The organism is Streptomyces sp. JW3 (assembly GCF_052216785.1).
Taxonomy (GTDB): domain Bacteria; phylum Actinomycetota; class Actinomycetes; order Streptomycetales; family Streptomycetaceae; genus Streptomyces.
In genome coordinates this window covers 15,164-34,253 of record NZ_JBQOUX010000085.1, presented here as the reverse complement: position 1 = coordinate 34,253, position 19,090 = coordinate 15,164, and the positions used below count along the sequence as shown (strand labels likewise).

Genomic DNA, 19,090 nt, shown 5'->3' with positions numbered 1-19,090 from the left:
GGCCCCCACGGCCGTCGCCCGGGCGACGGCCACCAGGACCCCGTCCCGTACGAAGTACAGCGGCACCGAGGCGACCGCGGTGCCCGGCGCCCGGGTCGCCGACGGGGCGGCGGGCACCGGCGCCGGAACCCCGCTCGCGGGCGCCCCCGCCTCGATCACCCCGGTCGCCGGGATGCCGCAGGCGGTGAGCGGACCGGCGGCCAGGAGCAGCAGGGCGAGCGCCCGACGGACCGGCCGCGCCCGGCTCGGTGCGGGGTCTCTGTTCATGGCCGGTCTCCTTCCCGGTCCGTGCCTTCCGGTGCCCGGTCCGTGCCTTCCTGTTCGTGGTCCGTGCCTTCCTGCCGCAGCGGGAGGACGACCGTGAAGACGGCGCCGCCGTCCGGGTGGTTGGCGGCCCGTACGGTGCCGCCGTGCAGGCGTACGTTCTCCGTGGTGATCGCCAGCCCGAGTCCGCTGCCCTCGCTGCGGGAGCGCGCGGTGTCCGACTTGTAGAACCGGTCGAAGACGTGCGGCAGCACCGCGTCGGCGATGCCCGCCCCGCCGTCCCTGACCTCGATGACCGCCTCCCGGCCCGCCGCGCCGCGCAGCCGCACCCGCACCGGCGGTCCGCCGTGCCGCAGCGCGTTGCCGACGAGGTTGGCGACGATCACGTCCAGGCGGCGCGGATCGACCCGGCCGCGCAGCGCGCCGGGCGCCGGCAGGTCGGCCGCCACCGTCCGCTGCCAGCCGCGGGCCGCCAGCGTGCGCCGTACCGACTCGGCCAGGTCGATGTCGTCCAGGTGCAGGTCGGCGGCGCCCGCGTCGAACCGGGAGATCTCCATCAGGTCGTTCACCAGCGCGGCCAGTTTCGTCGTCTCCTCGCTGATCAGCCGTACCGCCATGGCGGTGTCGTCGTCGAGTCCGGCGGCGTCCTCGTCCAGCACGTCGGTCACCGCCGACATCGCGGCCAGCGGCGTGCGCAGTTCGTGCGAGACGTCCGCCGCGAACCGCCGGGCGCCGGCCTCCATGCGCCGCAGTTCGGCCACCGACTCCTCCAGCGCGGCGGCGGTCTCGTTGAAACTGTGCGACAGTTCGGCCAGTTCGTCCGAGCCGCGCACGGCGAGCCGGGTGTCCAGCCGGCCGCGCGCGATGCTGCGGGTGGCCCGGCGCAGCTCCCGCACCGGCCGCAGCACCCCCCGCGCGGCCAGCAGGGCGAGGACGACGGCCAGGCCGAGCGCGGGCACGGTGGCCCGTTCGATGGCGCTGACCAGGGCGTCCACGTACCCCTGCTCCTCCTGCTGCGGCACGGTCAGGTACAGCTCCAGACCGGACGTGCGCCGCCCGGCGGACCGCGGTCCGGCGTAGGTGACGGGCATGCCGACGACCAGTGCGGAGCGGCCGCCCCGGGACACCCGCTGGAACACCGTGGCGGCGCGCGCGCCCACCGCCTCGCGCATCGCCGGGGACAGCTCCTCGAACGTGTCGCCGGGCGTGGAGGTGGCGCTCAGCTCCCGGTACCCGGCCAGCACCCGCCAGTTGTCCGCGCGCCCGCCGCGCGCCACGTCCGCCGCGAGCGACGCCAGATCGGATCGGCCGGGCGGGAACGGGTAGTTGGGGACCAGGTCGCCGACCCGCTGCCGGAAGTCCTCGATCACCGCGTCCTGGCTCTGCTGGAGCACGCCGGTGCGGGCCTCGCGGAAGGTCAGCGCGCCGGTGGTCAGGGTGGCCGCCGCGGCGACGACGGCGAAGGCCACCACCAGCCGCACCCGCAGCCCGCCCAGCAGTTTCCGGGTTCTCATCGGGACGTTCTCACCGGGACGTGAAGCGGTAGCCGAAGCCGCGCACGGTGTGCACGTACCGCGGGCGGTCCGAACTCTCGCCGAGCTTGCCGCGCAGCCGCTTGACGCAGGCGTCCACCAGCCGGGCGTCGCCGTGGTAGCTGTGCTCCCAGACGGCCTCCAGCAGTTGCTGGCGGCTGAAGACCTGCCCCGGCGAGGCGGACAGGGTGAGCAGCAGCCGCAGTTCGGAGGGGCCGAGGGCGACGGGGACGCCCTGGTGGGTGACGGTCAGTCCGGCCCGGTCGAGGGCGAGGTCGCCGTGGTGCTCGGTGGCCGGCGCGCCGTAGTCGGCGGGCGGCCCGCTCGCGCGGCGCAGCACGGCGCGGATCCGGGCGTCCAGCACCCGGGCGCGGACCGGTTTGACCACGTAGTCGTCGGCGCCCGCCTCCAGCCCGACGACCACGTCGGTGTCGTCGCCGCGGGCGGTGGCCATGATGATCGGTATCTGCTCCCGGTCGCGGATGCGGCGGCACACCTCCAGGCCGGACATGCCCGGCAGCATCAGGTCCAGGACCACGGCGTCCGGCCGGAACGACCGCACCTGGTCCAGCCCCTCCTCGCCGGTCGGGGCGGCGGTCACCTCGTGTCCCTGGCGGCGCAGGGCGAGCCGCAGACCCTCCCGTACGGCGCGGTCGTCTTCGATGATCAGGACACGTGGCATGGGATTCAGTATGCGTGGGTACGGGGCCGCGGTCCGGCGCCGGGGGAGGCTGTTACAGAGCGGTCCAACAGCGATCCCAGGGCCATCACACAGCCGACGCATGCTGTTTGATCATGAACGCGCATCGAACCAGGACCCGTCCGCCCGTCGCGGAGACCGCCGGCCGGCGCTCGCACCGCGCCCGCGCGCGAAGCGGCAGAAAACGGAGACTCTGGGTGGGGTTCGCGGCGGCCGTCGTGCTGTCGCTGCTCGGCGTGCTGGCCGTGCAACAACTCAGCACCGGCTCTCCCGACGTCCCGGCCGCGGCGACGGCACCCGTGGCGACGATGGAGGAGGCGCCGCCGGCTCCGCCGAGCACGGCCACGACGGAGGCCACCTCGAAGGCCACCTCCGAGGCCACCTCCGAGGCCACCGAGAAGGAGACGAAGCCCTCCATCCCCAGCACCGGCTCCGGCACGTTCACCACGGCCGGCGGCGGCGGTGAACTCGTCGGCGGCAGCGGGCGGACGCTGACCTACCGGGTCCAGGTGGAGGACGGCATCGGACGGCCGGTGGACGAGGTCGCCGCCGAGGTGGAGAAGATACTCGCCGACCCGCGCGGCTGGACCGCCGACGGCGAGGTGGGGTTCCGCAGGGTCTCCGGCGACAGCTCCGACTTCCGGGTGCGGCTCGCCACCGCGGGCACCGTCGACCACATCTGCGGCCAGTACGGACTGGACACCGGCGGCGAGGTCAACTGCAACGTCGGCCAGGACGTCATGGTCAACCTCAAACGGTGGGAACTGGCCACCCAGTACTACGCCGACGACGTGCCCGCCTACCGGGCCCTGATCATCAACCACGAGGTCGGCCACTTCCTCGGCCACGGCCACGAGACCTGCCCCGGCGACGGGGAGCCGGCCCCGGTGATGATGCAGCAGATCAAGGGCCTGCACGGCTGCCGGACCAACGTCTGGCCCTACGACAGCGAGGGCCGCGCCATCACCGGACCGAGCGTCCCGTAGCCCGCTCGCCGAGGGCGATGTCAGTGCCTGGATCTACGGTTTGGTCAGTGGGTTCCGCGGAACAAGCCGCAGACCCCGACCTGGGGAGAGGTCTGCCATGCCGAAGACGTACCTGGAGCTGTCTCAGGACGGCGGGGGAGCGCACAAGTTCTACGAGGTGACGGTCGAGGGGACCGTCGTCACCGTGTGCTACGGGCGGATCGGCACCGCCGGGCAGACCCAGACGTCGACGTTCCCGACGACGGCGAAGGCGCAGGCCGCGGCCGCGAAGAAGATAGGCGAGAAGGTACGCAAGGGGTATGCCCCGGCGGTGCGGGGGCAGCGCGCGCCCCGGCCGGTCACCCGCCGGCAGGTGACCTCGGCGCCGTCCACGGTGCGTTCGGTCGCCCCGGTGCTGTGGCGGTTCCGGACCGGCTCGGCGGCGTTCGGCATCCACATCGACGACGAGCACTGCTGGGTGGGCAACCAGTCCGGCGACGTCTACACCCTGGCGCACGGCGGCGACGTCCTCGCCCACTACCGGCTGCCGGACGGCGTCAAGTGCCTGGTCGCCGACGACTTCTGGATCTACGCGGGCTGCGACGACGGCCGGGTCTACGACCTGTCCGCCAAACTGCCGCTCGCCGCCTACGACATCGCCGCCGACGTCGACATCTTCTGGCTCGACATCCACGAGGGCGTGCTGAACGTGGCGGACCGGGCCGGCCGGCTCACCGTCATCGACCACGAGGACGAGCACCAGTGGGCCCGCGGCGGACACGGTGAGCACGCCTGGATGGTGCGCGCCGACGACCGCGCGGTGTACCACGGGGACAGCAGCGGGGTGACGGCCCATGTGCCGGACGGAGGCGCCGAGTTGTGGCACACCCGGACCCAGGGCGCGGTGCTGTTCGGCTGGCAGGAGGACGACGCGGTGTACGCCGGTACGGCCCACCGGGTGGTGCACCGGCTGTCGAAGGCGAGCGGCTCCATCGAGGCGACCTACCGCTGCGACAGCTCCGTGTACTCGTGCGCGACCTCGCCCGGCGGGCGGTTCGTGTTCGCTGGGGACGCCGCCTCCTCGGTGTACTGCTTCGACCGGGACGGCACCCGCTTGTGGAAGCTCGGCACCGGCGGCGGCTCGGCGCTGTCGATGCAGTACCGCGACGAGCGGCTCTACCTGGTGACGACGGACGGGTCCCTGGTGTGCGTGGACGCGAGCGAGGCGGCGGTGACGGCCGCCCAGCAGGGCTCGGTGCCACTGGCCCGGGACGTCAAGCTCGCGGCGGCGCTGCCGACGTACGCGGCGGCGACGGCGGCCGAGTCGGTGCCGGCGGTGGCCGCCGCGCCGGCCGGGTCGGTGGTCGTGGAGTGCGTGCGCGACGGCGCCCGGACCCGGATCCACGTCGTCTCCGACGGCTACGACTCGTCGTGGCACGTGCAGTTCCCGAGGTCGATCAGGGAACCGGGGGCGCGGTACGTCGTCGACGCGGTGCACGCCGCCGCGGGCGGCTTCTACCGGGTCCGCGGCGACATCAGGCGGCTGCTGTGACGGGGGCGTGCGGCTGGGCGGCCACCTTGCCCGATGGCGGGTGCGGCCGGGGCGGCCACCGGCCCGGTCAGGCGATGGAGGCCGAGATGACGGCGGCCACCGCGAGGTTGCAGGAGGCGGTGACCCACACCGCCGGGTGCGGCTCCGGCTCGACCAGCGTCGCGCCCAGCCGCCCGGGCGTGATCAGGTCCACCACCAGGAACGCCAGAGCCATCATCACCAGCCCCAGCAGCCCGAACACCGCCGTGGACACCAGTCCCTTGCCGAAGTCCTCGTACGTCGTCCAGATCGAGGTGAACACGATCATGCCGATGCCGAGCAGCGCGGAGCTGAGCACCGTGGCGGCGTTGCGGTTGCGCTGCTCCCAGATCTGCCGGCCGAGCTTTCCGGGCGTCAGCACGTCGACCAGGACGATACCGAGGACCAGCAGGACCAGACCGAGCGCGCCGTAGGCGGTGGCCCGGCCGAGTCCGTTGACGATGTCGCTCATGGGTGTGCCGGCTCCGTAGGTGAGAGATCGCGGTTCAAGGCGATGCAAAATGTAGCGCACCCGTTCGGACCCGCCGAACGGCTGAACTTGAATCGTTCGTTCTCTTTAACTGTTCAGGTTTAGGGCGTAGGTTCACCGCCATGACCGCGTCCCGGCCCCCGACCACCGCCGAGGAACTGCGCGGCGCCGGCCTGCGGGTGACGGCCGCCCGCGTCGCCCTGCTCGAGACGGTCCGCCACGGCGACCACCTCGGCGTCGAGGCCATCGCCGCCGGAGTGCGCGACCGGGTGGGCCACATCTCCGTACCGGCCGTGTACGAGGCACTGCACGCGCTCACCAGGGCCGGACTGATCCGCCGGATCGAACCGGCCGGCAGCGCGGCCCGGTTCGAGGGGCGGGTCGGCGACAACCACCACCACGTGGTGTGCCGTGCGTGCGGCGCGGTCGCCGACGTGGACTGCGCGGTGGGCCACGCGCCCTGTCTGACCGCCTCCGACGACCACGGCTTCACGGTCGACGAGGCCGAGGTCACCTACTGGGGCCTGTGCCCCGCCTGCTCCCCCGACCGTCCCCCCGCCCCCTGATCCCCGACTGATCCCTGAGCACCGAGATCCATGCCCGGAAGGACTCCCATGACCGAGAACCACGACGCGATCGTCACCGACCCGAAGGCCGAGGGCGAAGGCGGCTGCCCGGTCGCGCACGGGCGCGCCGCCCACCCGACGCAGGGCGGCGGAAACCGCCAGTGGTGGCCGGAGCGGCTCAACGTGAAGATCCTCGCGAAGAACCCGCCGGTGTCCAACCCGCTCGGCGCGGACTTCGACTACGCCGAGGCGTTCAAGACCCTCGACCTGCCCGTAGTCAAACAGGACATCGCCGAGGTGCTCACCACCTCGCAGGACTGGTGGCCCGCCGACTTCGGCCACTACGGCCCGTTCATCGTCCGGATGGCCTGGCACAGCGCCGGCACCTACCGGATCAGCGACGGCCGCGGCGGCGCCGGCGCCGGCCAGCAGCGCTTCGCCCCGCTCAACAGCTGGCCGGACAACGCCAACCTGGACAAGGCCCGCCGGCTGCTGTGGCCGGTGAAGAAGAAGTACGGCCAGAGCCTGTCCTGGGCCGACCTCATGATCCTCGCGGGCAACGTCGCCCTGGAGTCGATGGGCGTCGAGACCTTCGGCTTCGGCGGCGGCCGCGCGGACGTCTGGGAGCCCGAGGAGGACGTGTACTGGGGCCCCGAGACCACCTGGCTCGACGACCGGCGGTACACCGGCGACCGCGAGCTGGAGAACCCGCTCGGCGCCGTCCAGATGGGCCTGATCTACGTCAACCCCGAGGGCCCGAACGGCACTCCGGACCCGCTCGCCGCGGCCCGCGACATCCGGGAGACGTTCGGCCGGATGGCGATGAACGACGAGGAGACCGTCGCCCTCATCGCCGGCGGCCACACCTTCGGCAAGACGCACGGCGCCGGCCCGGCCGACGCCGTCGGCGACGACCCCGAGGCCGCCTCGCTGGAGCAGCAGGGCCTCGGCTGGCACAGCACCCACGGCACCGGCAAGGGCGCCGACGCCATCACCTCCGGCCTGGAGGTCACCTGGACCGCCACGCCCACCCAGTGGGGCAACGGCTTCTTCGACAACCTCTTCGGCTACGAGTGGGAGCTCACCCGGAGCCCGGCCGGCGCCCACCAGTGGAAGCCGAAGGACGGCGCGGGCGAGGGCACCGTCCCGCACGCCCACGACGCCACCAAGAAGATCGCGCCCAACATGCTCACCACCGACCTGGCGCTGCGCTTCGACCCGGTCTACGAGCCCATCTCCCGCCGCTTCCACGAGAACCCGGCGGAGTTCCACGCCGCCTTCGCCCGCGCCTGGTACAAGCTGACCCACCGCGACATGGGCCCGAAGTCGCTCTTCCTCGGCCCGGAGGTGCCCGAGGAGACGCTGCTGTGGCAGGACCCGCTGCCCGCCGCCGAGGGCGAGCCGCTCGGCGCCGGTGACATCGGCGCCCTCAAGGCCAAGCTGCTCGACTCCGGCCTGAGCGTGGCCGACCTGGTCTTCACGGCCTGGGCGTCGGCGTCCACCTACCGCGGCAGCGACAAGCGCGGCGGCGCCAACGGGGCCCGCATCCGCCTGGAGCCGCAGCGCACCTGGGAGGCCAACGACCCCGACCGGCTCGCCACCGTCCTGTCCGCCCTGGAGGGCATCCAGCGGGACTTCAACGAGGGCGCCGCCCGCAAGGTGTCGCTGGCCGACCTGATCGTCCTCGGCGGCACGGTCGCCGTCGAGCGGGCCGCCAAGGAGGCCGGCTTCCAGGTCGAGGTCCCCTTCACCCCCGGCCGGGTCGACGCCGGCCTGGAGCACACCGACGTGGAGTCCTTCGCCGCGCTGGAGCCGACCGCCGACGGCTTCCGCAACTACCTGGGCAAGGGCAACCGGCTGCCCGCCGAGTACCTGCTGCTCGACCGGGCCAACCTGCTCACCCTCAGCGCCCCGGAGCTGACCGTCCTGGTCGGCGGGCTGCGGGTGCTGGGCGCCAATCACCAGCGGTCCCAGCTCGGCGTGCTCACCACCACCCCCGGGTCGCTGACCAACGACTTCTTCGTCAACCTGCTCGACCTGGGCACGACGTGGAAGGCGACCAGCGAGGACCAGACCACCTTCGAGGGCCGCGACGCCGCCGCCGGCGAGGTCAAGTGGGCGGGCAGCCGCGCCGACCTGGTCTTCGGCTCCAACTCCGAACTGCGCGCGCTCGCCGAGGTGTACGCGAGCGACGACGCCAAGGAGAAGTTCGTGCACGACTTCGTCGCCGCGTGGGTCAAGGTGATGAACCTGGACCGGTTCGACCTGGTCTGATCCCGCGAGGGACCGAGCAGGCGCCCCGTGCGTCACCGCCGCCCGCCGGTGGTGACGCACGGGGCGTCCCGTCACCCGGTCAGATGGCCGAGCACCGCCCGCATCGCGCGCCGCACCGCCGGGCGTGCCCGCACCGGGTCCAGGGTCTCGAACCCGTGGTGCCCGTCCGGTACGTCGATCACCTCCAGGGCGGTCCCGCCGGCCCGGGCCGCGGTGCGGAACGCCTCGACGGTGGCGGCGATCTCCGGCAGCTCCCGCCCCACCCGGGTGAGGACCACGGGCAGGCCGCCCGCGCCCGCCACCGCCTCGGCCGGCCGGAAACGGCCGCCGGACAGGCCCCAGTTCGGCAGCGGGGCGAGGATCGGGTACGAGGCGGCCAGACAGCGCAGCCAGGGCGGGGGAGCGGCCAGCCAGTCCACCGCGAGCGGCGGCCCCGAGGCGCTCGACCGGCTGCGGCTGGTCCGCTCCCTGCGCTCCCTCGGCCTCGCCGTCCCCGAGATCCGCCGGGCGCTGGACGAGCGGGGCGATGCGGACCGCGCGCTGGAGGACGCCGTCGCCGGACATCTGCGCACCCTCGGCTCCCAACTCGCCGCGTTGCGCTGGCGGGACGCGGCGCTGCGGCTGGTCCAGGAGAGCCCGCCGCACGAGCGGCCCGACCAGCTGCGGCTGATCGGCACGGTGACCGTCCCGCCGAGCACGGCACCGCTGGCCCGCTTCTGGCGGGCCTGGCTGCCGCCGCGGCTGCCGTCCCGTTCGGTCACCGCCTTCCTGGCGGCGACGGTCCCGGCACCGCCCGACGACCCGACACCCGCGCAGGTACTGGCCTTCGCCCGGCTCAACGCCCTGACCACCGCCCCCTGTCCGGGCTCCGCCCGGCCGCAGCCCGAGGCACACCGGGCGGCGGACGCCCGGGGCGCGGCCGTCCTGTACGCGGCCCTCGCCGAGGCGTACGACCTGGCCGCCGTCGACCTGCGCCGCGACCAGGCGCCGGGTCCGGGCGAGGCGCTGGACTGTTTCGTGGCCGCGTACACGTCCGCGTACGGCACCCGGGACACCCCCGGCTTCCGGCGCCTGCTGGCCCGGCAGCTCACCGCCGACCCGCGGCTCGACCGCTACTGGGACCTGGTCACCGAGGTGATCACACCGGCGGGCGGCCGCCCGGAACCGACCCCCGGCTCCGCGCACGACTGGCTGCTCACGGCACTGACCGACCAGACGGCGGCCTGACTCCCGGACCGGACCGGAATCCCGGACCGGCGCCCGGCCCTCAGAACGAGGTCTCGCGCACCCGCGCCTGATCGCGCGGCTCGGTCGTCGCCGTGATCTCGGAGCGGTGCCGGTCCGCCGAGAACGTCACCGTCAGCGTCTGCGGCGCGCGCTGCTCCGTACGTACGGTGAAGCCCTGGTCCGGCACCGCCGAGATCAGACACACCCCGCCGGCCCCGAAGCGCACCGTGGCCTTCCCGCCCTCGGACGGCACCGTGTACACCCCGGACCCGCCCTCCTCACATCCCGCCGTCGTCTCCCGCCCGGTCGCCTCCGGCCGGCGCGGAGCGGTGCCCCGCGCGGTCGGCGCCGGCGTCGCGATGGTGGGCGCGGGTGTGGTCCGCCGGGCCGTCCCGGCCGTCCGGGACGGCGCCGGGCCGGTCCGCTCCGGGCTCGGTGACGCACCGGGGGAGCGGGACTGGGACTCGCTCCGGGCGGGCGCGGGGCTCGGCGCGGCGGACGGTTCCCGCGGCGCCGACTGGGCGACCGGCGCCGTCGGCCGGGTCGAGCCCAGCACGAAGTGGATGGTGAGGATGACGGCCGTCACGCTGGCCGCCGTGCAGCACAGCCAGAGCAGCAGGTAGCGCAGGAGACGGGACACGACACCATAGTGACCGACCGGCTAACGTGCCTGCCCATGGCCTCCGTACTCGTCGTCGAGGACGACCCCGTGATCCGGGCCGCGCTGATCGAGGTGCTCACCGGGCACGGCCACGCGGTGCGGACCGCGCACCAGGGCTTCGAGGGGCTGCGCGAGATCACGCAGAGCCCGCCGGACATCGTGGTGCTCGACCTCGGGCTGCCCGACGTCGACGGACTCGACGTACTGCGGATGATCCGGGGCATCTCCCGCGTCCCGGTGCTGGTCGCCACCGCCCGCGACGACGAGACCGAGATCATCCGGCTGCTCAACGCCGGCGCCGACGACTACCTGGTCAAGCCGTTCTCCGGCGGCCAGCTCGCCGCCCGGCTCGGCGCGGTGCTGCGCCGGTCCGGACCGGCCGACGCCCCGGCCGCCCGGCAGCGGGTCCTCCAGATCGCCGACCTCCGGGTCGACCCGGCCGCCCGCACCGCACACCTGGCCGGCCGGGAACTGCCCCTGACCCGCCGGGAGTTCGATCTGCTGGCCTACCTCGCCGCCCACGCCGACCAGGTCATGTCCCGGCAGCGCATCCTCACCGAGGTGTGGCGGCAGCCGTACCTGGAGGACCAGACGGTCGACGTCCACCTCTCCGCGCTCCGCCGGAAGATGGGCGAGCAGGCCCGCAGACCGCGGCTGCTGCACACGGTGCGCGGCATCGGCATCAAACTGGTCAGCGCGCCATGAGGCGTGCCCTCGCCGGGATCGCCCTGGCGGTCACCTCGATGGTGGCGCTCTCCTTCCTGGTCCCGCTCGCCCTGCTGGTGCGGGAGCAGGCCCGTGACCGGGCCACCACCGCCGCTGAGCAGCGGGCCGCGGCCCTGTCACCGGTGCTCGCCCTGACCACCCGGCGGGCCGACGTGCAGCAGGCCGTCGCCGAACTCGGCGCGGCCGACCAACTCGCCGTCCGGCTGCCCGACGGCGGCCTGGTGGGCTCCCCGCACGCGCCCAGGGACGCGCTGGAGCGGGCCGTGCGGCGGCGCGAGACGCTCGCCCTGGACACCGCGGACGGCTGGGTGCACCTCCAGCCCGTCGTGCTGCCCCGCGACCGGGTCGCCGTGGTCGAGGCGTACGTGCCCGCCGCCGACCTGGACCGGGGGGTGGCCGCGTCCTGGGGCGTGATGGCCCTGCTGGCACTGGGCCTGGTCGGCGGGTCGGTGCTGGTCGCGGACCGGCTCGGGGCCCGGGTGGTGCGCTCCTCGCGGAGCTTGAAGCGCGCCTCGCTCGCGCTCGGCTCCGGCGATCTGCACGTACGGCTGGAACCGGACGGACCGCCCGAACTCCAGGAGGCCGGGGCGGCGTTCAACACCATGGCCGACCGGGTGGCGGACCTGCTCGCCGTCGAACGCGAACTGGTCGCCGACCTCTCGCACCGGCTGCGCACCCCACTGACCGCCCTGTACCTGGAGGCGGACCGGATGGGCGGCACCGAGAGCGCCCGCCGGGTCACCGAGGCCGCCGTGCAACTGGAGACCGAACTCGACTCGATCATCACCGCGGCCCGCACCCCGCTGGCCGCCGCGGCGCCCGGCGGCGCCGCCACCGCCAAGCCGTGCGACGTGAGCGAAGTGGTCGCCGCCCGGCTGGAGTTCTGGTCCGTCCTGGCCGCGCAGCAGAACCGCTTCCACGAGCGGTACCTCACCCCGCGTCCGACACCCGTCCGGTTCGCCGAGGACGACCTCGCGGCCGTCGTCGACGCCCTGATCGGCAACGTCTTCCGGCACACCGCGCAGGGCACCGCCTTCGCCGTACGGGTGGAACGGGAGCGCCGGCACGTCCTGCTCACCGTCGACGACGCCGGACCGGGCGTCGCGGACCCCGGCGCGGCGCTCACCCGGGGCGTCAGCGCGGACGGCTCCACGGGGCTCGGCCTGGACATCGTGGCCCGGGCCGCCCGCGCCGCGGCCGGGGAGCTGACCATCGGCCGGGCACCGCTGGGCGGCGCGCGGGTACGGGTGTCGCTCGGCCTGACGGCGACGGACTGACCGGGAGCTCAGGCGATCTCGGGCGCGGGTCAGCGGCCGGTGCCGAAGTCCTGGGTCCACCAGGGGCCGCCGTCACCGGCGTGGACGCCGATGCCTATTTCCGCGAAGGCGCAGTTGAGTATGTTCGCGCGGTGGCCGGAGCTGTTCATCCACGCCTCCATCACGGCCGCCGCGTCGGCCTGGCCGCGCGCTATGTTCTCGCCCAGCGCCGACCACAGGTAGCCGGCCGCCTCGACCCGGGACGCCATCGTGGAGCCGTCCGGCCCGGTGTGGGACATCACGCCGCTGGCGGCCATCACGTCGCTGTAGTCGTCCGCGGCCCGGGTCAACTGGGCGTTCTCGGTGACCGGGGAGCAGCCGGCCGCCGCCCGTTCCTCGTTGACCAGGGCGAGGACCTGCGCCTCGGGGCCGCCGGAGCCGGACGTGCTGCCGGACCCCGAGTCCGAACCGCTGTCCCCGCTGTCGCTGCTGTCCCCGCTGTCGCCGTTCCCGGCCGACTGGTCGTCGGAATCGCGCGTCGCCGCCGCCCGGGAGGACGTCTCAGCGGCGGGCTCGGTGGTCCTGGCGGGGCTCGCCTTCCGCTTCGCCGCAGGGGTGGTGGCGCTTCGGCTCGGCGAGGCGCTCGGACTCACCGAAGGGCTCGGAGAGCCGGACGGCGACGGCGTTGGACGGTCCGCCGCGTCCACGGCGCCGGTGGCGTCGGTGGCGTCGCTCGCGGCCACCCGGTCCGAGCGGCCCCCGTCCCCGTCCCCGAGCGTCGCCAGGGTGATCCCCACCCCGGCCGTGACGGTGACGGCGCCGAGCACCAGGGCGGTGCCCCGGGCCCCTCGGCCCCCGGACGGGCGGGCGTGGGAGCGGGACGGGCGGGCGGCTCGGCGGGAACCCATGCGCGGTGCACCTCGGCTGATCGTTTCGGCGGACAGGACCCGGTGGACGCGAGCGCGTCCACCGGGACTGTGTGGGGGTGCCGAGAGCCTAGGCCGGACCCGGTCCGGATACCGGCCGCGAAGGTCAACTTCAAAAAGCCTTAAGGAAGCCGCCAGACTCCCTTGAGGAACCGGACCCGGGTCAGCCGTGGTACTTGATGTACCCGTTGCCGTCCCGGTCGTTGGCCTTCTTGGTGTACGAGTGGACATCGGCCCGGCTGCCGGACGGCTTGACCAGGTAGACGGTGTCCTTGTCGTTGTTCCACACGAAGTTGCAGTTCTGCCGGTAGACGACGTTGCCCGAGTCGGAGTCGGTGCCGCGCCCGCCGCGCAGCTTCACGTAGTCGCCCGGCTCCAGCTTGTGGCTCGTCTTGAAGGTGAACCGGTTCCCCGCGGCATCCTTGACCAGGTAGCCCTTCAGGTTCACGGTCTTGGTGCGCGAGTAGTTCTTGATCGTCAGGTACTCGTTCTTCGTGTTGCCCCCGGAGCACTTGTTGGAGTCCGTGCCGGGCGCGTCGTACTGGATCCCCGCGACCTTCAGCGCCGAGGTGTACTCGGCCGCCTGGGCCGGGACGGCGACGGCGAGGCCGAGCGCGCCGACCGCGGCGGTGGCGGCGGTGGCTGTCAGGACAGGACGTATACGCATGAGGAAATCCCCCCTCAGTGGAGCGAACGGAACGTCCGGAGCATACCGAGGGGGTGAACGTAAGGTGACGGGAAGGTGGAGAAAGTGTGGGTGCCGTGGCTCCGCTCAGACGGCGAACTCGGTGGGCGGCAGGCCGAGGGCGGTGCACGCCTCGCGGATGGCCTGCTGCTCGGCCGGCTCGAAGACCCCGTCCGCGCCGGCCACCACGATGCCGGTCTGTACGACGGCACGGGCCTCGGCGGGCTTCTTGGCGGCCTTGGCGATCACCTGGAGCGCCTCCGCCTTGCCCGCCTGGAAGTTGCCGAGCAGCCGGTCCACGTGCTGGTTGAAGCGCTGGCGGAGCTGGTCCGCCGGGAAGTTCTGGAGCACCTCGTTGGTGACGATCAGCTCCTCCACCCGCTGCCGCTCCGCCGGCTCCACCTGCCCGTCCGCCGCGGCCACCAGCGCGCACATCGCCATGCTCGCGTCCCGGTAGGCGCCGCTCTTCAGCTCCGTCTTGACCGACGCCAGCTGCGACTTGAACAGGCCGATCAGCTGGGCCTTGGAACCGCCGGAGGACGAGCCGCCCGCGCCGTGGCCGTGCGGCTGCGCCTGACCGCCGTACGGGCTCTGCCCCTGACTGCCGTATCCGCCCTGCCCCTGCGCCTGTCCCTGGGGGTGGCCCGGCCCGTGTCCGCCGCCCGTGCCGCGCGTGCTCTGGGACTGCTGGAGGTTCTTGGCCTGGTCCTTGATCCGGTCCCACATCGCCACTGGGTGCCACCTTCTGCTGCTGTCGGGTAGGTCGTCGATCACGCTACTGCGTGCCCACCCGATCAAACGCCTCCCGCGGCCGTGCGGTTCCCCGCGGGCAAAGGAGGAGTAAAACCCCGTGGGTGCGGACCGGACACCCGGCCGGCCCAACTCGGGTGCCGCCGACCGCTCTTCTGCCTCTAGTCTTCTACATGCACGTAGAACATGACGTCACATGAAGGAGTGGACGCCACGATGGTGTTCAAACGACTGCTCGGCTCGCTCGGCGTGGGCGGGCCCACGGTCGACACGGTCCTCGCCCCGGGCGCGGCCCGTCCCGGTGCCGTGCTCAGCGGCGAGGTCCGGCTCAGGGGCGGCACCGCCGACTTCGACATCGAGCACATCACGCTGGAACTGGTGGCGCGGGTCGAGGCCGAGCACGCCGAGGGCGAGAGCGAGGGCGTGGTCGCCTTCGACCGGTTCGTGGTCGGCGGCGGATTCCGGCTCGCCGAGGGCGAGGAGCGCGCCGTGCCGTTCGGTGTGACGCTGCCGTGGGAGACCCCGGTCACCGAGCTGTACGGACAGGGCCTCGGCGTCGTGCTCGGCGTGCGCACCGAACTGTCGGTGGCGGGCGCCCGCGACAAGGGGGACCTCGACCAGCTCACCGTGGCCCCGCTGCCCGCCCAGGAGGCGGTCCTGGAGGCGCTGGGACAGCTCGGCTTCGGCTTCCGCTCCGCCGACCTGGAGTACGGCCGGATCGGCGGCACCGGGCAGCAACTGCCCTTCTACCAGGAGATCGAGCTGATCCCGGCCCCGCAGTACGCCCACCAGGTCAACGAGATCGAGCTGACCTTCCTCGCCCACCCCGGCGGCCTGGAGATCGTGCTGGAGGCCGACAAGCGCGGCGGGTTCCTCTCCGAGGGGCAAGACGCCCTCACCCGCTTCACCGTCGGCCACCACGACGTCCGCGACTGGAGCGCCGAGGTGGACGGCTGGATCCGGCAGCTGATCGACCACCGGGCCGCCTACGGTGCGCACGCCTCGTACGGTCACCACGACCCCCACGGCCACCACGGCCACGAGGAGCACCACCACGACGGGCACCGCTCCGGGCCGGGCATCGGCACCGCCGTCGCCGCCGGGGCCGCGGGCCTGGCGGTCGGCGTCGTCGGCGGGATGGTCGCGGCCGAAGTCGTCGACGAGATCGGCGACTTCTTCGAGGGCGACGACGAGGGCGACGACGAGGGCGGCGAGGAGTCCGAGGAGTGAGCCGCCGCCGGTGACAGCGCGGCGCGGCGGAGCGCTTCCTCCTTTACGCGCGGGCCGCTCCGTACCCTCGGTGCGGTACGGGGCGCCCGAACGCACGGGGGCGGCAAGGGAGTTGCGGCACGCCCCTCGCGTGCTCCGGCTGCTCCGCTGTTCCTTTGCAAACGGCGCTTATCGTTCCGGATGGTCGGAAAGGCTGTCGGCGTGCATCCGGCAGGTGCCGGTGCCGCGTCGGAGTACCCGGTGCGGGCGGCGTTTCGGCCGGCCCGTGCCCGGGTGCGCCGCGTGCCGACGACCAAGGAGGAACACCCCATGCCGCCCACCGCCGACGACCGTGAACTCTTCGACCAGCTGCGGGAACTGCTGGCCGTCACCGTCGAGGACGTGTCCGCCGAGGAGGTCGGTTACGACAGCGTCCTGAAGGACGACCTCGGCGTCGACTCACTGGCGCTGCTGGAACTGGTCGCCGCGATCGAGGACCGCTGGCAGGTCCAGGTGCCGGTGGACGACGCGGCGCGGCTGACCACGGTCCGTGAGATCGTCGACCATCTCTCCTCCTTGGTCCCCGCCCCGGCCGGCGGCGCCGCGTGAGCCCACAGTTGAGGGCGGCGCCGGACCGCGGCGCGCCGGCCGCCGCGGTCGTCACGGGGCTGGGCATGACCACGGCACTGGGCGGTGACGTCCCGTCCACCTGGGCGGCGCTGCTGGGCGGCGCCTGCGGTGTCGAGAGCATCGACTACGGTCCGCCGGACGGACCGTCCCAGGTCTATCTCGCGGCACCCGCCGCCGTGGACCCCGGCTCGGTGCTGTCCCCCGCGAAGGCCGCGCACTGCGACCGTTCCGCGCAGTTCGCCCTGGTCGCCGCGCGGGAGGCACTGAGCGACGCCGGACTGCCCGACGGCAAGGCACTCGCCGGGAGCGGCTCGCGGGTGGTGGTCGTCGTCGGGGTGGGGCTGGGCGGGTTCCTCAGCATCCTGGACCAGAACCGCAGACTGGAGACGGGCGGCCCGGACCGGGTCAGCCCCCGGGCCATCCCGGTCATGCTGCCCAACCACGCCGCCGCCGAGGTGGGGCTTTTGGTCGGCGCCACCTCCGGCGTGCACACCCCGGTCAGTGCCTGCGCGTCCGGCGCGGAGGCGCTCGCCCAGGCCCTCGCCCTGATCCGTCAGGACCGCGCCGACGTGGTGATCGCGGGCGGCGCGGAGGCCGGTCTGCATCCGCTGATCTTCGCCGGGTTCGCCCGGCTGCGGGCCCTGTCCCGGCGGTGCGACGACCCCGAGCGGGCGTCCCGTCCCTTCGACGCCGACCGCGACGGCTTCGTGATGGGGGAGGGGGCCGGCATCCTCGTGGTGGAGAGCGCCGGGCACGCGGCGGCCCGCGGTGCCCGGGTGCACTGCCGGCTGACCGGCGCCGGCATCACCAACGACAGCCACCACGTCGCCCAGCCGGCGCCGGGCGGGACGGGCTGCGCGGCCGCCGTGACCGCCGCCCTCGGTGACGCGGGGCTCTTCCCGGAGGAGGTCCGGCACGTCAACGCGCATGCCACCTCGACGCCGGTCGGCGACCTCAGCGAGGCGCAGGCGCTGCACATGGCGTTCGGGAAGGTGCTGGACGACGTGACGGTCAGCGCGACCAAGGCGGCCCTCGGGCACACGCTGGGCGCCGCCGGTGCCATCGAGGCGGTCACCACCGTCCTCGCCCTGCGGGACAGAACCGCGCCGCCCACCCGCAGCTTGGAACGCGTGGACCCGGCGATCGAGCTGAACGTGGTCGGCCGCGACCCCGAACCCCTGCCGGCGGGACCGCTGGCGGCCCTCAGCACCAGCATTGGTTTCGGCGGACACAACGTCGCGCTGGCCTTCACGACCGGTTCATGAGCCAACGCCCCATGAGGCAGCGTCCCATGCAGCAACGTTCCCTGAGTCAACATCCGGTGAGCGGCCCGCCGGTGAGCGGCCGTACCACGAGCGGGTCGCCCGCCGGCGTCCGTTCCGCGAGCGGTCCGCCCACCGCCGCTCTCCCCCTGAGCGCCGCCGGCGGTGCGGTGCCGGCGGATCGGCCCCGCACCGTACTGATGTGTCCCGGCCAGGGCGCCTACCTCCCCGGCGCCCTGCGCCACCTGCGCGAGGTGCCCGCGGTCGCCGAGGTGCTGGCGACCGTGGACGCCCACGCGCCAGGCCGCCGCCCCGGCGCCCTGCCCGTCGGCCGGCTCCTCACCGAGGAGGACGCCCCCGGCCCCGAGGAACTCCTGCGCACGGACCCCCTCGGCTTCGACCTGGCCACGTACGCCGCGGTGGTGGCCGCCGCCACCGTCCTGCTGGACCTGGCCGGCCCCCGGGTCGACGCGGTCCTCGGGCACAGCGTCGGAGACCTGGCGGCCCTCACCGTCGCGGGGGCCGTCACGGTGCGCCAGGGCGTCCAACTGCTGCGCGTCCGGGACCGGCTGCTGCGGACCGCCGGACTGCCGGCGGCCGGCATGGTGGCCACCGACGCCGACGCCGACCGGGCGGCCCGCCTGATCCGTACCTGTGGCACCGCGCAGGTCCGGATCGCCGCCCGCAACGCGCCCGCCCAGGTGGTCCTCGCCGGCCCCGACGCCCAGCTCGCGCACCTGGAGCGGGCGCTGCTGGACGGCGGGCACCGGGTGACCCGGCTGGCCAGCCGCACCGCCTTCCACCATCCGCTGCTGGGGGAGGTGCACCGGTCCTTCCGCGGGCTGCTGCGGGCCCAGCCGATCGCCCGGCCCGCGCTCGCCGTGCACACCACGGCGGGGCGCTGGGCCGCGACCCCCGCCCAACTGCGCACCGCCGCCGCCGCCCACCTCACCGAACCCATGGCCCTGCACCGCGCCCTGCGCGCCCTGCGCGGGGCCGGTTTCACCACCTACATCGACAGCGGCCCCCGGGCTCTGCTGAGCGCCCTGGTCAAGGTCGGACTGCCGGGCTGCGCGACCGCCGCGCCGCTGCGCACCCCGGTCGGCGCGGAGCGGATACGGCAGCGGCTGGCCGCCGTCGCCCCGCCGCACCGCCCCGGCCAGGGTGCTTGGTAGTCTGTCGGGGCCAGTCACGCCACCACCCCGGTGGTCAGGGAATCCGGTGCGAATCCGGAACTGACGCGCAGCGGTGAGGGGGACGGGCGGGGCACTGATGCCACTGGGACGAGCACCGCGCGACGGCGGGGCACCGTCCTGGGAAGGCGCCTCGTCCGGACGAACCCGAGTCCGAAGACCTGCTGGCACCTCCGCGCCCCGCGCGGAGGTCGACCACAGGCC

Annotated in this window: 19 protein-coding genes, 1 pseudogene and 1 riboswitch; of the genes and pseudogenes, 11 read left to right on the top strand and 9 right to left on the bottom strand. The window is 74.0% G+C overall.

Translation table 11 applies throughout. The features are described from left to right. The 3 genes and pseudogenes from ACTT8P_RS28200 to ACTT8P_RS28190 form a co-directional block, all read right to left on the bottom strand. A pseudogene (locus tag ACTT8P_RS28200) lies at positions 1-267 on the bottom strand (hypothetical protein); the annotation flags it as partial. Next, positions 264-1,778, bottom strand: a complete 1,515-nt coding sequence (locus tag ACTT8P_RS28195; protein ID WP_442834577.1) for an ATP-binding protein — start codon at positions 1,776-1,778, stop codon at positions 264-266. The gene ACTT8P_RS28195 and the pseudogene ACTT8P_RS28200, both read right to left, overlap by 4 nt. Before the next feature lie 10 nt (positions 1,779-1,788). Continuing rightward, complete coding sequence (locus ACTT8P_RS28190; RefSeq protein ID WP_442834576.1) at positions 1,789-2,478, bottom strand: response regulator; 690 nt, start codon at positions 2,476-2,478, stop codon at positions 1,789-1,791. A gap of 215 nt (positions 2,479-2,693) precedes the next feature. Between ACTT8P_RS28190 and ACTT8P_RS28185 the strand changes: the two genes are divergently transcribed. After that, entirely contained in the window at positions 2,694-3,482 is a 789-nt protein-coding gene (locus ACTT8P_RS28185; RefSeq protein ID WP_442834575.1) for a DUF3152 domain-containing protein, read from the top strand. A 97-nt stretch (positions 3,483-3,579) separates the two neighbouring features. Then, positions 3,580-5,013, top strand: a complete 1,434-nt coding sequence (locus ACTT8P_RS28180) for a WGR domain-containing protein (protein WP_442834574.1) — start codon at positions 3,580-3,582, stop codon at positions 5,011-5,013. A gap of 67 nt (positions 5,014-5,080) precedes the next feature. On the opposite strand, the gene ACTT8P_RS28175 is transcribed toward ACTT8P_RS28180, so the two are convergent. Continuing rightward, complete coding sequence (locus ACTT8P_RS28175) at positions 5,081-5,503, bottom strand: DUF350 domain-containing protein (protein ID WP_361173902.1); 423 nt, start codon at positions 5,501-5,503, stop codon at positions 5,081-5,083. Between the two features lie 140 nt (positions 5,504-5,643). Here ACTT8P_RS28175 and ACTT8P_RS28170 point away from each other — a divergent pair, with 140 nt between their 5' ends. Next, positions 5,644-6,087, top strand: a complete 444-nt coding sequence (locus ACTT8P_RS28170; RefSeq protein WP_442834573.1) for a Fur family transcriptional regulator — start codon at positions 5,644-5,646, stop codon at positions 6,085-6,087. A gap of 48 nt (positions 6,088-6,135) precedes the next feature. Beyond that, on the top strand, positions 6,136-8,361 hold the full coding sequence (gene katG, locus ACTT8P_RS28165; protein WP_442834572.1) for a catalase/peroxidase HPI: 2,226 nt from the start codon (positions 6,136-6,138) through the stop codon (positions 8,359-8,361). A gap of 71 nt (positions 8,362-8,432) precedes the next feature. On the opposite strand, the gene ACTT8P_RS28160 is transcribed toward katG, so the two are convergent. Further along, positions 8,433-8,639 (bottom strand): hypothetical protein, encoded by a 207-nt coding sequence (locus ACTT8P_RS28160; RefSeq protein WP_442834571.1) that lies wholly within the window; start codon positions 8,637-8,639, stop codon positions 8,433-8,435. Positions 8,640-8,721: 82 nt separating this feature from the next. Between ACTT8P_RS28160 and ACTT8P_RS28155 the strand changes: the two genes are divergently transcribed. Then, complete coding sequence (locus ACTT8P_RS28155; protein WP_442834581.1) at positions 8,722-9,588, top strand: helix-turn-helix domain-containing protein; 867 nt, start codon at positions 8,722-8,724, stop codon at positions 9,586-9,588. Between the two features lie 40 nt (positions 9,589-9,628). On the opposite strand, the gene ACTT8P_RS28150 is transcribed toward ACTT8P_RS28155, so the two are convergent. Further along, positions 9,629-10,228, bottom strand: coding sequence for a hypothetical protein (locus ACTT8P_RS28150; protein ID WP_442834570.1), 600 nt, complete (start codon positions 10,226-10,228; stop codon positions 9,629-9,631). A 36-nt stretch (positions 10,229-10,264) separates the two neighbouring features. Here ACTT8P_RS28150 and ACTT8P_RS28145 point away from each other — a divergent pair, with 36 nt between their 5' ends. Next, positions 10,265-10,954, top strand: a complete 690-nt coding sequence (locus ACTT8P_RS28145; RefSeq protein ID WP_442834569.1) for a response regulator transcription factor — start codon at positions 10,265-10,267, stop codon at positions 10,952-10,954. After that, positions 10,951-12,252, top strand: a complete 1,302-nt coding sequence (locus tag ACTT8P_RS28140) for an ATP-binding protein (RefSeq protein WP_442834568.1) — start codon at positions 10,951-10,953, stop codon at positions 12,250-12,252. Before ACTT8P_RS28145 ends, ACTT8P_RS28140 begins: the two co-directional genes overlap by 4 nt. Positions 12,253-12,281: 29 nt before the next feature. Here ACTT8P_RS28140 and ACTT8P_RS28135 read toward each other — a convergent pair whose 3' ends face one another. From ACTT8P_RS28135 to ACTT8P_RS28125, 3 genes are all read right to left on the bottom strand, one after another. After that, the gene (locus ACTT8P_RS28135; protein WP_442834567.1) at positions 12,282-13,139 is read right to left on the bottom strand and encodes a CAP domain-containing protein; all 858 of its coding nucleotides are present in this window, start codon (positions 13,137-13,139) and stop codon (positions 12,282-12,284) included. 181 nt (positions 13,140-13,320) lie between these two features. Next, complete coding sequence (locus tag ACTT8P_RS28130) at positions 13,321-13,824, bottom strand: lamin tail domain-containing protein (RefSeq protein WP_442834566.1); 504 nt, start codon at positions 13,822-13,824, stop codon at positions 13,321-13,323. A 105-nt stretch (positions 13,825-13,929) separates the two neighbouring features. Then, a complete protein-coding gene (locus ACTT8P_RS28125) occupies positions 13,930-14,574 on the bottom strand; it encodes a tellurite resistance TerB family protein (protein ID WP_442834565.1) in 645 nt (214 codons plus the stop codon). A 234-nt stretch (positions 14,575-14,808) separates the two neighbouring features. Between ACTT8P_RS28125 and ACTT8P_RS28120 the strand changes: the two genes are divergently transcribed. From ACTT8P_RS28120 to ACTT8P_RS28105, 4 genes are all read left to right on the top strand, one after another. Continuing rightward, positions 14,809-15,822: a sporulation protein gene (locus tag ACTT8P_RS28120; RefSeq protein WP_442834564.1), complete on the top strand. Its 1,014-nt coding sequence runs from the start codon at positions 14,809-14,811 to the stop codon at positions 15,820-15,822. Between the two features lie 309 nt (positions 15,823-16,131). Further along, positions 16,132-16,410 carry an acyl carrier protein gene (locus ACTT8P_RS28115; RefSeq protein WP_442834580.1) on the top strand — a complete coding sequence of 93 codons (279 nt, stop codon included), beginning with the start codon at positions 16,132-16,134 and terminating at the stop codon, positions 16,408-16,410. An 8-nt stretch (positions 16,411-16,418) separates the two neighbouring features. Beyond that, complete coding sequence (locus tag ACTT8P_RS28110; RefSeq protein WP_442834579.1) at positions 16,419-17,696, top strand: beta-ketoacyl-[acyl-carrier-protein] synthase family protein; 1,278 nt, start codon at positions 16,419-16,421, stop codon at positions 17,694-17,696. A 197-nt stretch (positions 17,697-17,893) separates the two neighbouring features. Beyond that, positions 17,894-18,868, top strand: coding sequence for an acyltransferase domain-containing protein (locus ACTT8P_RS28105; RefSeq protein WP_442834563.1), 975 nt, complete (start codon positions 17,894-17,896; stop codon positions 18,866-18,868). After that, positions 18,863-19,069: riboswitch (cobalamin riboswitch) on the top strand. Its footprint overlaps the gene before it by 6 nt. Positions 19,070-19,090: the final 21 nt, after the last annotated feature.

What these genes read in the sequence shown, in the direction of transcription:
- ACTT8P_RS28140 (WP_442834568.1), top strand. Translation starts at nt 10,951, where the DNA reads ATGAGGCGTGCCCTCGCCGGGATCGCCCTGGCGGTCACCTCGATGGTG.
- ACTT8P_RS28175 (WP_361173902.1), bottom strand. Translation starts at nt 5,503, where the DNA reads ATGAGCGACATCGTCAACGGACTCGGCCGGGCCACCGCCTACGGCGCG.
- ACTT8P_RS28145 (WP_442834569.1), top strand. Translation starts at nt 10,265, where the DNA reads ATGGCCTCCGTACTCGTCGTCGAGGACGACCCCGTGATCCGGGCCGCG.
- ACTT8P_RS28180 (WP_442834574.1), top strand. Translation starts at nt 3,580, where the DNA reads ATGCCGAAGACGTACCTGGAGCTGTCTCAGGACGGCGGGGGAGCGCAC.
- ACTT8P_RS28170 (WP_442834573.1), top strand. Translation starts at nt 5,644, where the DNA reads ATGACCGCGTCCCGGCCCCCGACCACCGCCGAGGAACTGCGCGGCGCC.
- ACTT8P_RS28115 (WP_442834580.1), top strand. Translation starts at nt 16,132, where the DNA reads ATGCCGCCCACCGCCGACGACCGTGAACTCTTCGACCAGCTGCGGGAA.
- ACTT8P_RS28190 (WP_442834576.1), bottom strand. Translation starts at nt 2,478, where the DNA reads ATGCCACGTGTCCTGATCATCGAAGACGACCGCGCCGTACGGGAGGGT.
- ACTT8P_RS28135 (WP_442834567.1), bottom strand. Translation starts at nt 13,139, where the DNA reads ATGGGTTCCCGCCGAGCCGCCCGCCCGTCCCGCTCCCACGCCCGCCCG.
- ACTT8P_RS28120 (WP_442834564.1), top strand. Translation starts at nt 14,809, where the DNA reads ATGGTGTTCAAACGACTGCTCGGCTCGCTCGGCGTGGGCGGGCCCACG.
- ACTT8P_RS28105 (WP_442834563.1), top strand. Translation starts at nt 17,894, where the DNA reads ATGTGTCCCGGCCAGGGCGCCTACCTCCCCGGCGCCCTGCGCCACCTG.
- katG (WP_442834572.1), top strand. Translation starts at nt 6,136, where the DNA reads ATGACCGAGAACCACGACGCGATCGTCACCGACCCGAAGGCCGAGGGC.
- ACTT8P_RS28195 (WP_442834577.1), bottom strand. Translation starts at nt 1,778, where the DNA reads ATGAGAACCCGGAAACTGCTGGGCGGGCTGCGGGTGCGGCTGGTGGTG.
- ACTT8P_RS28130 (WP_442834566.1), bottom strand. Translation starts at nt 13,824, where the DNA reads ATGCGTATACGTCCTGTCCTGACAGCCACCGCCGCCACCGCCGCGGTC.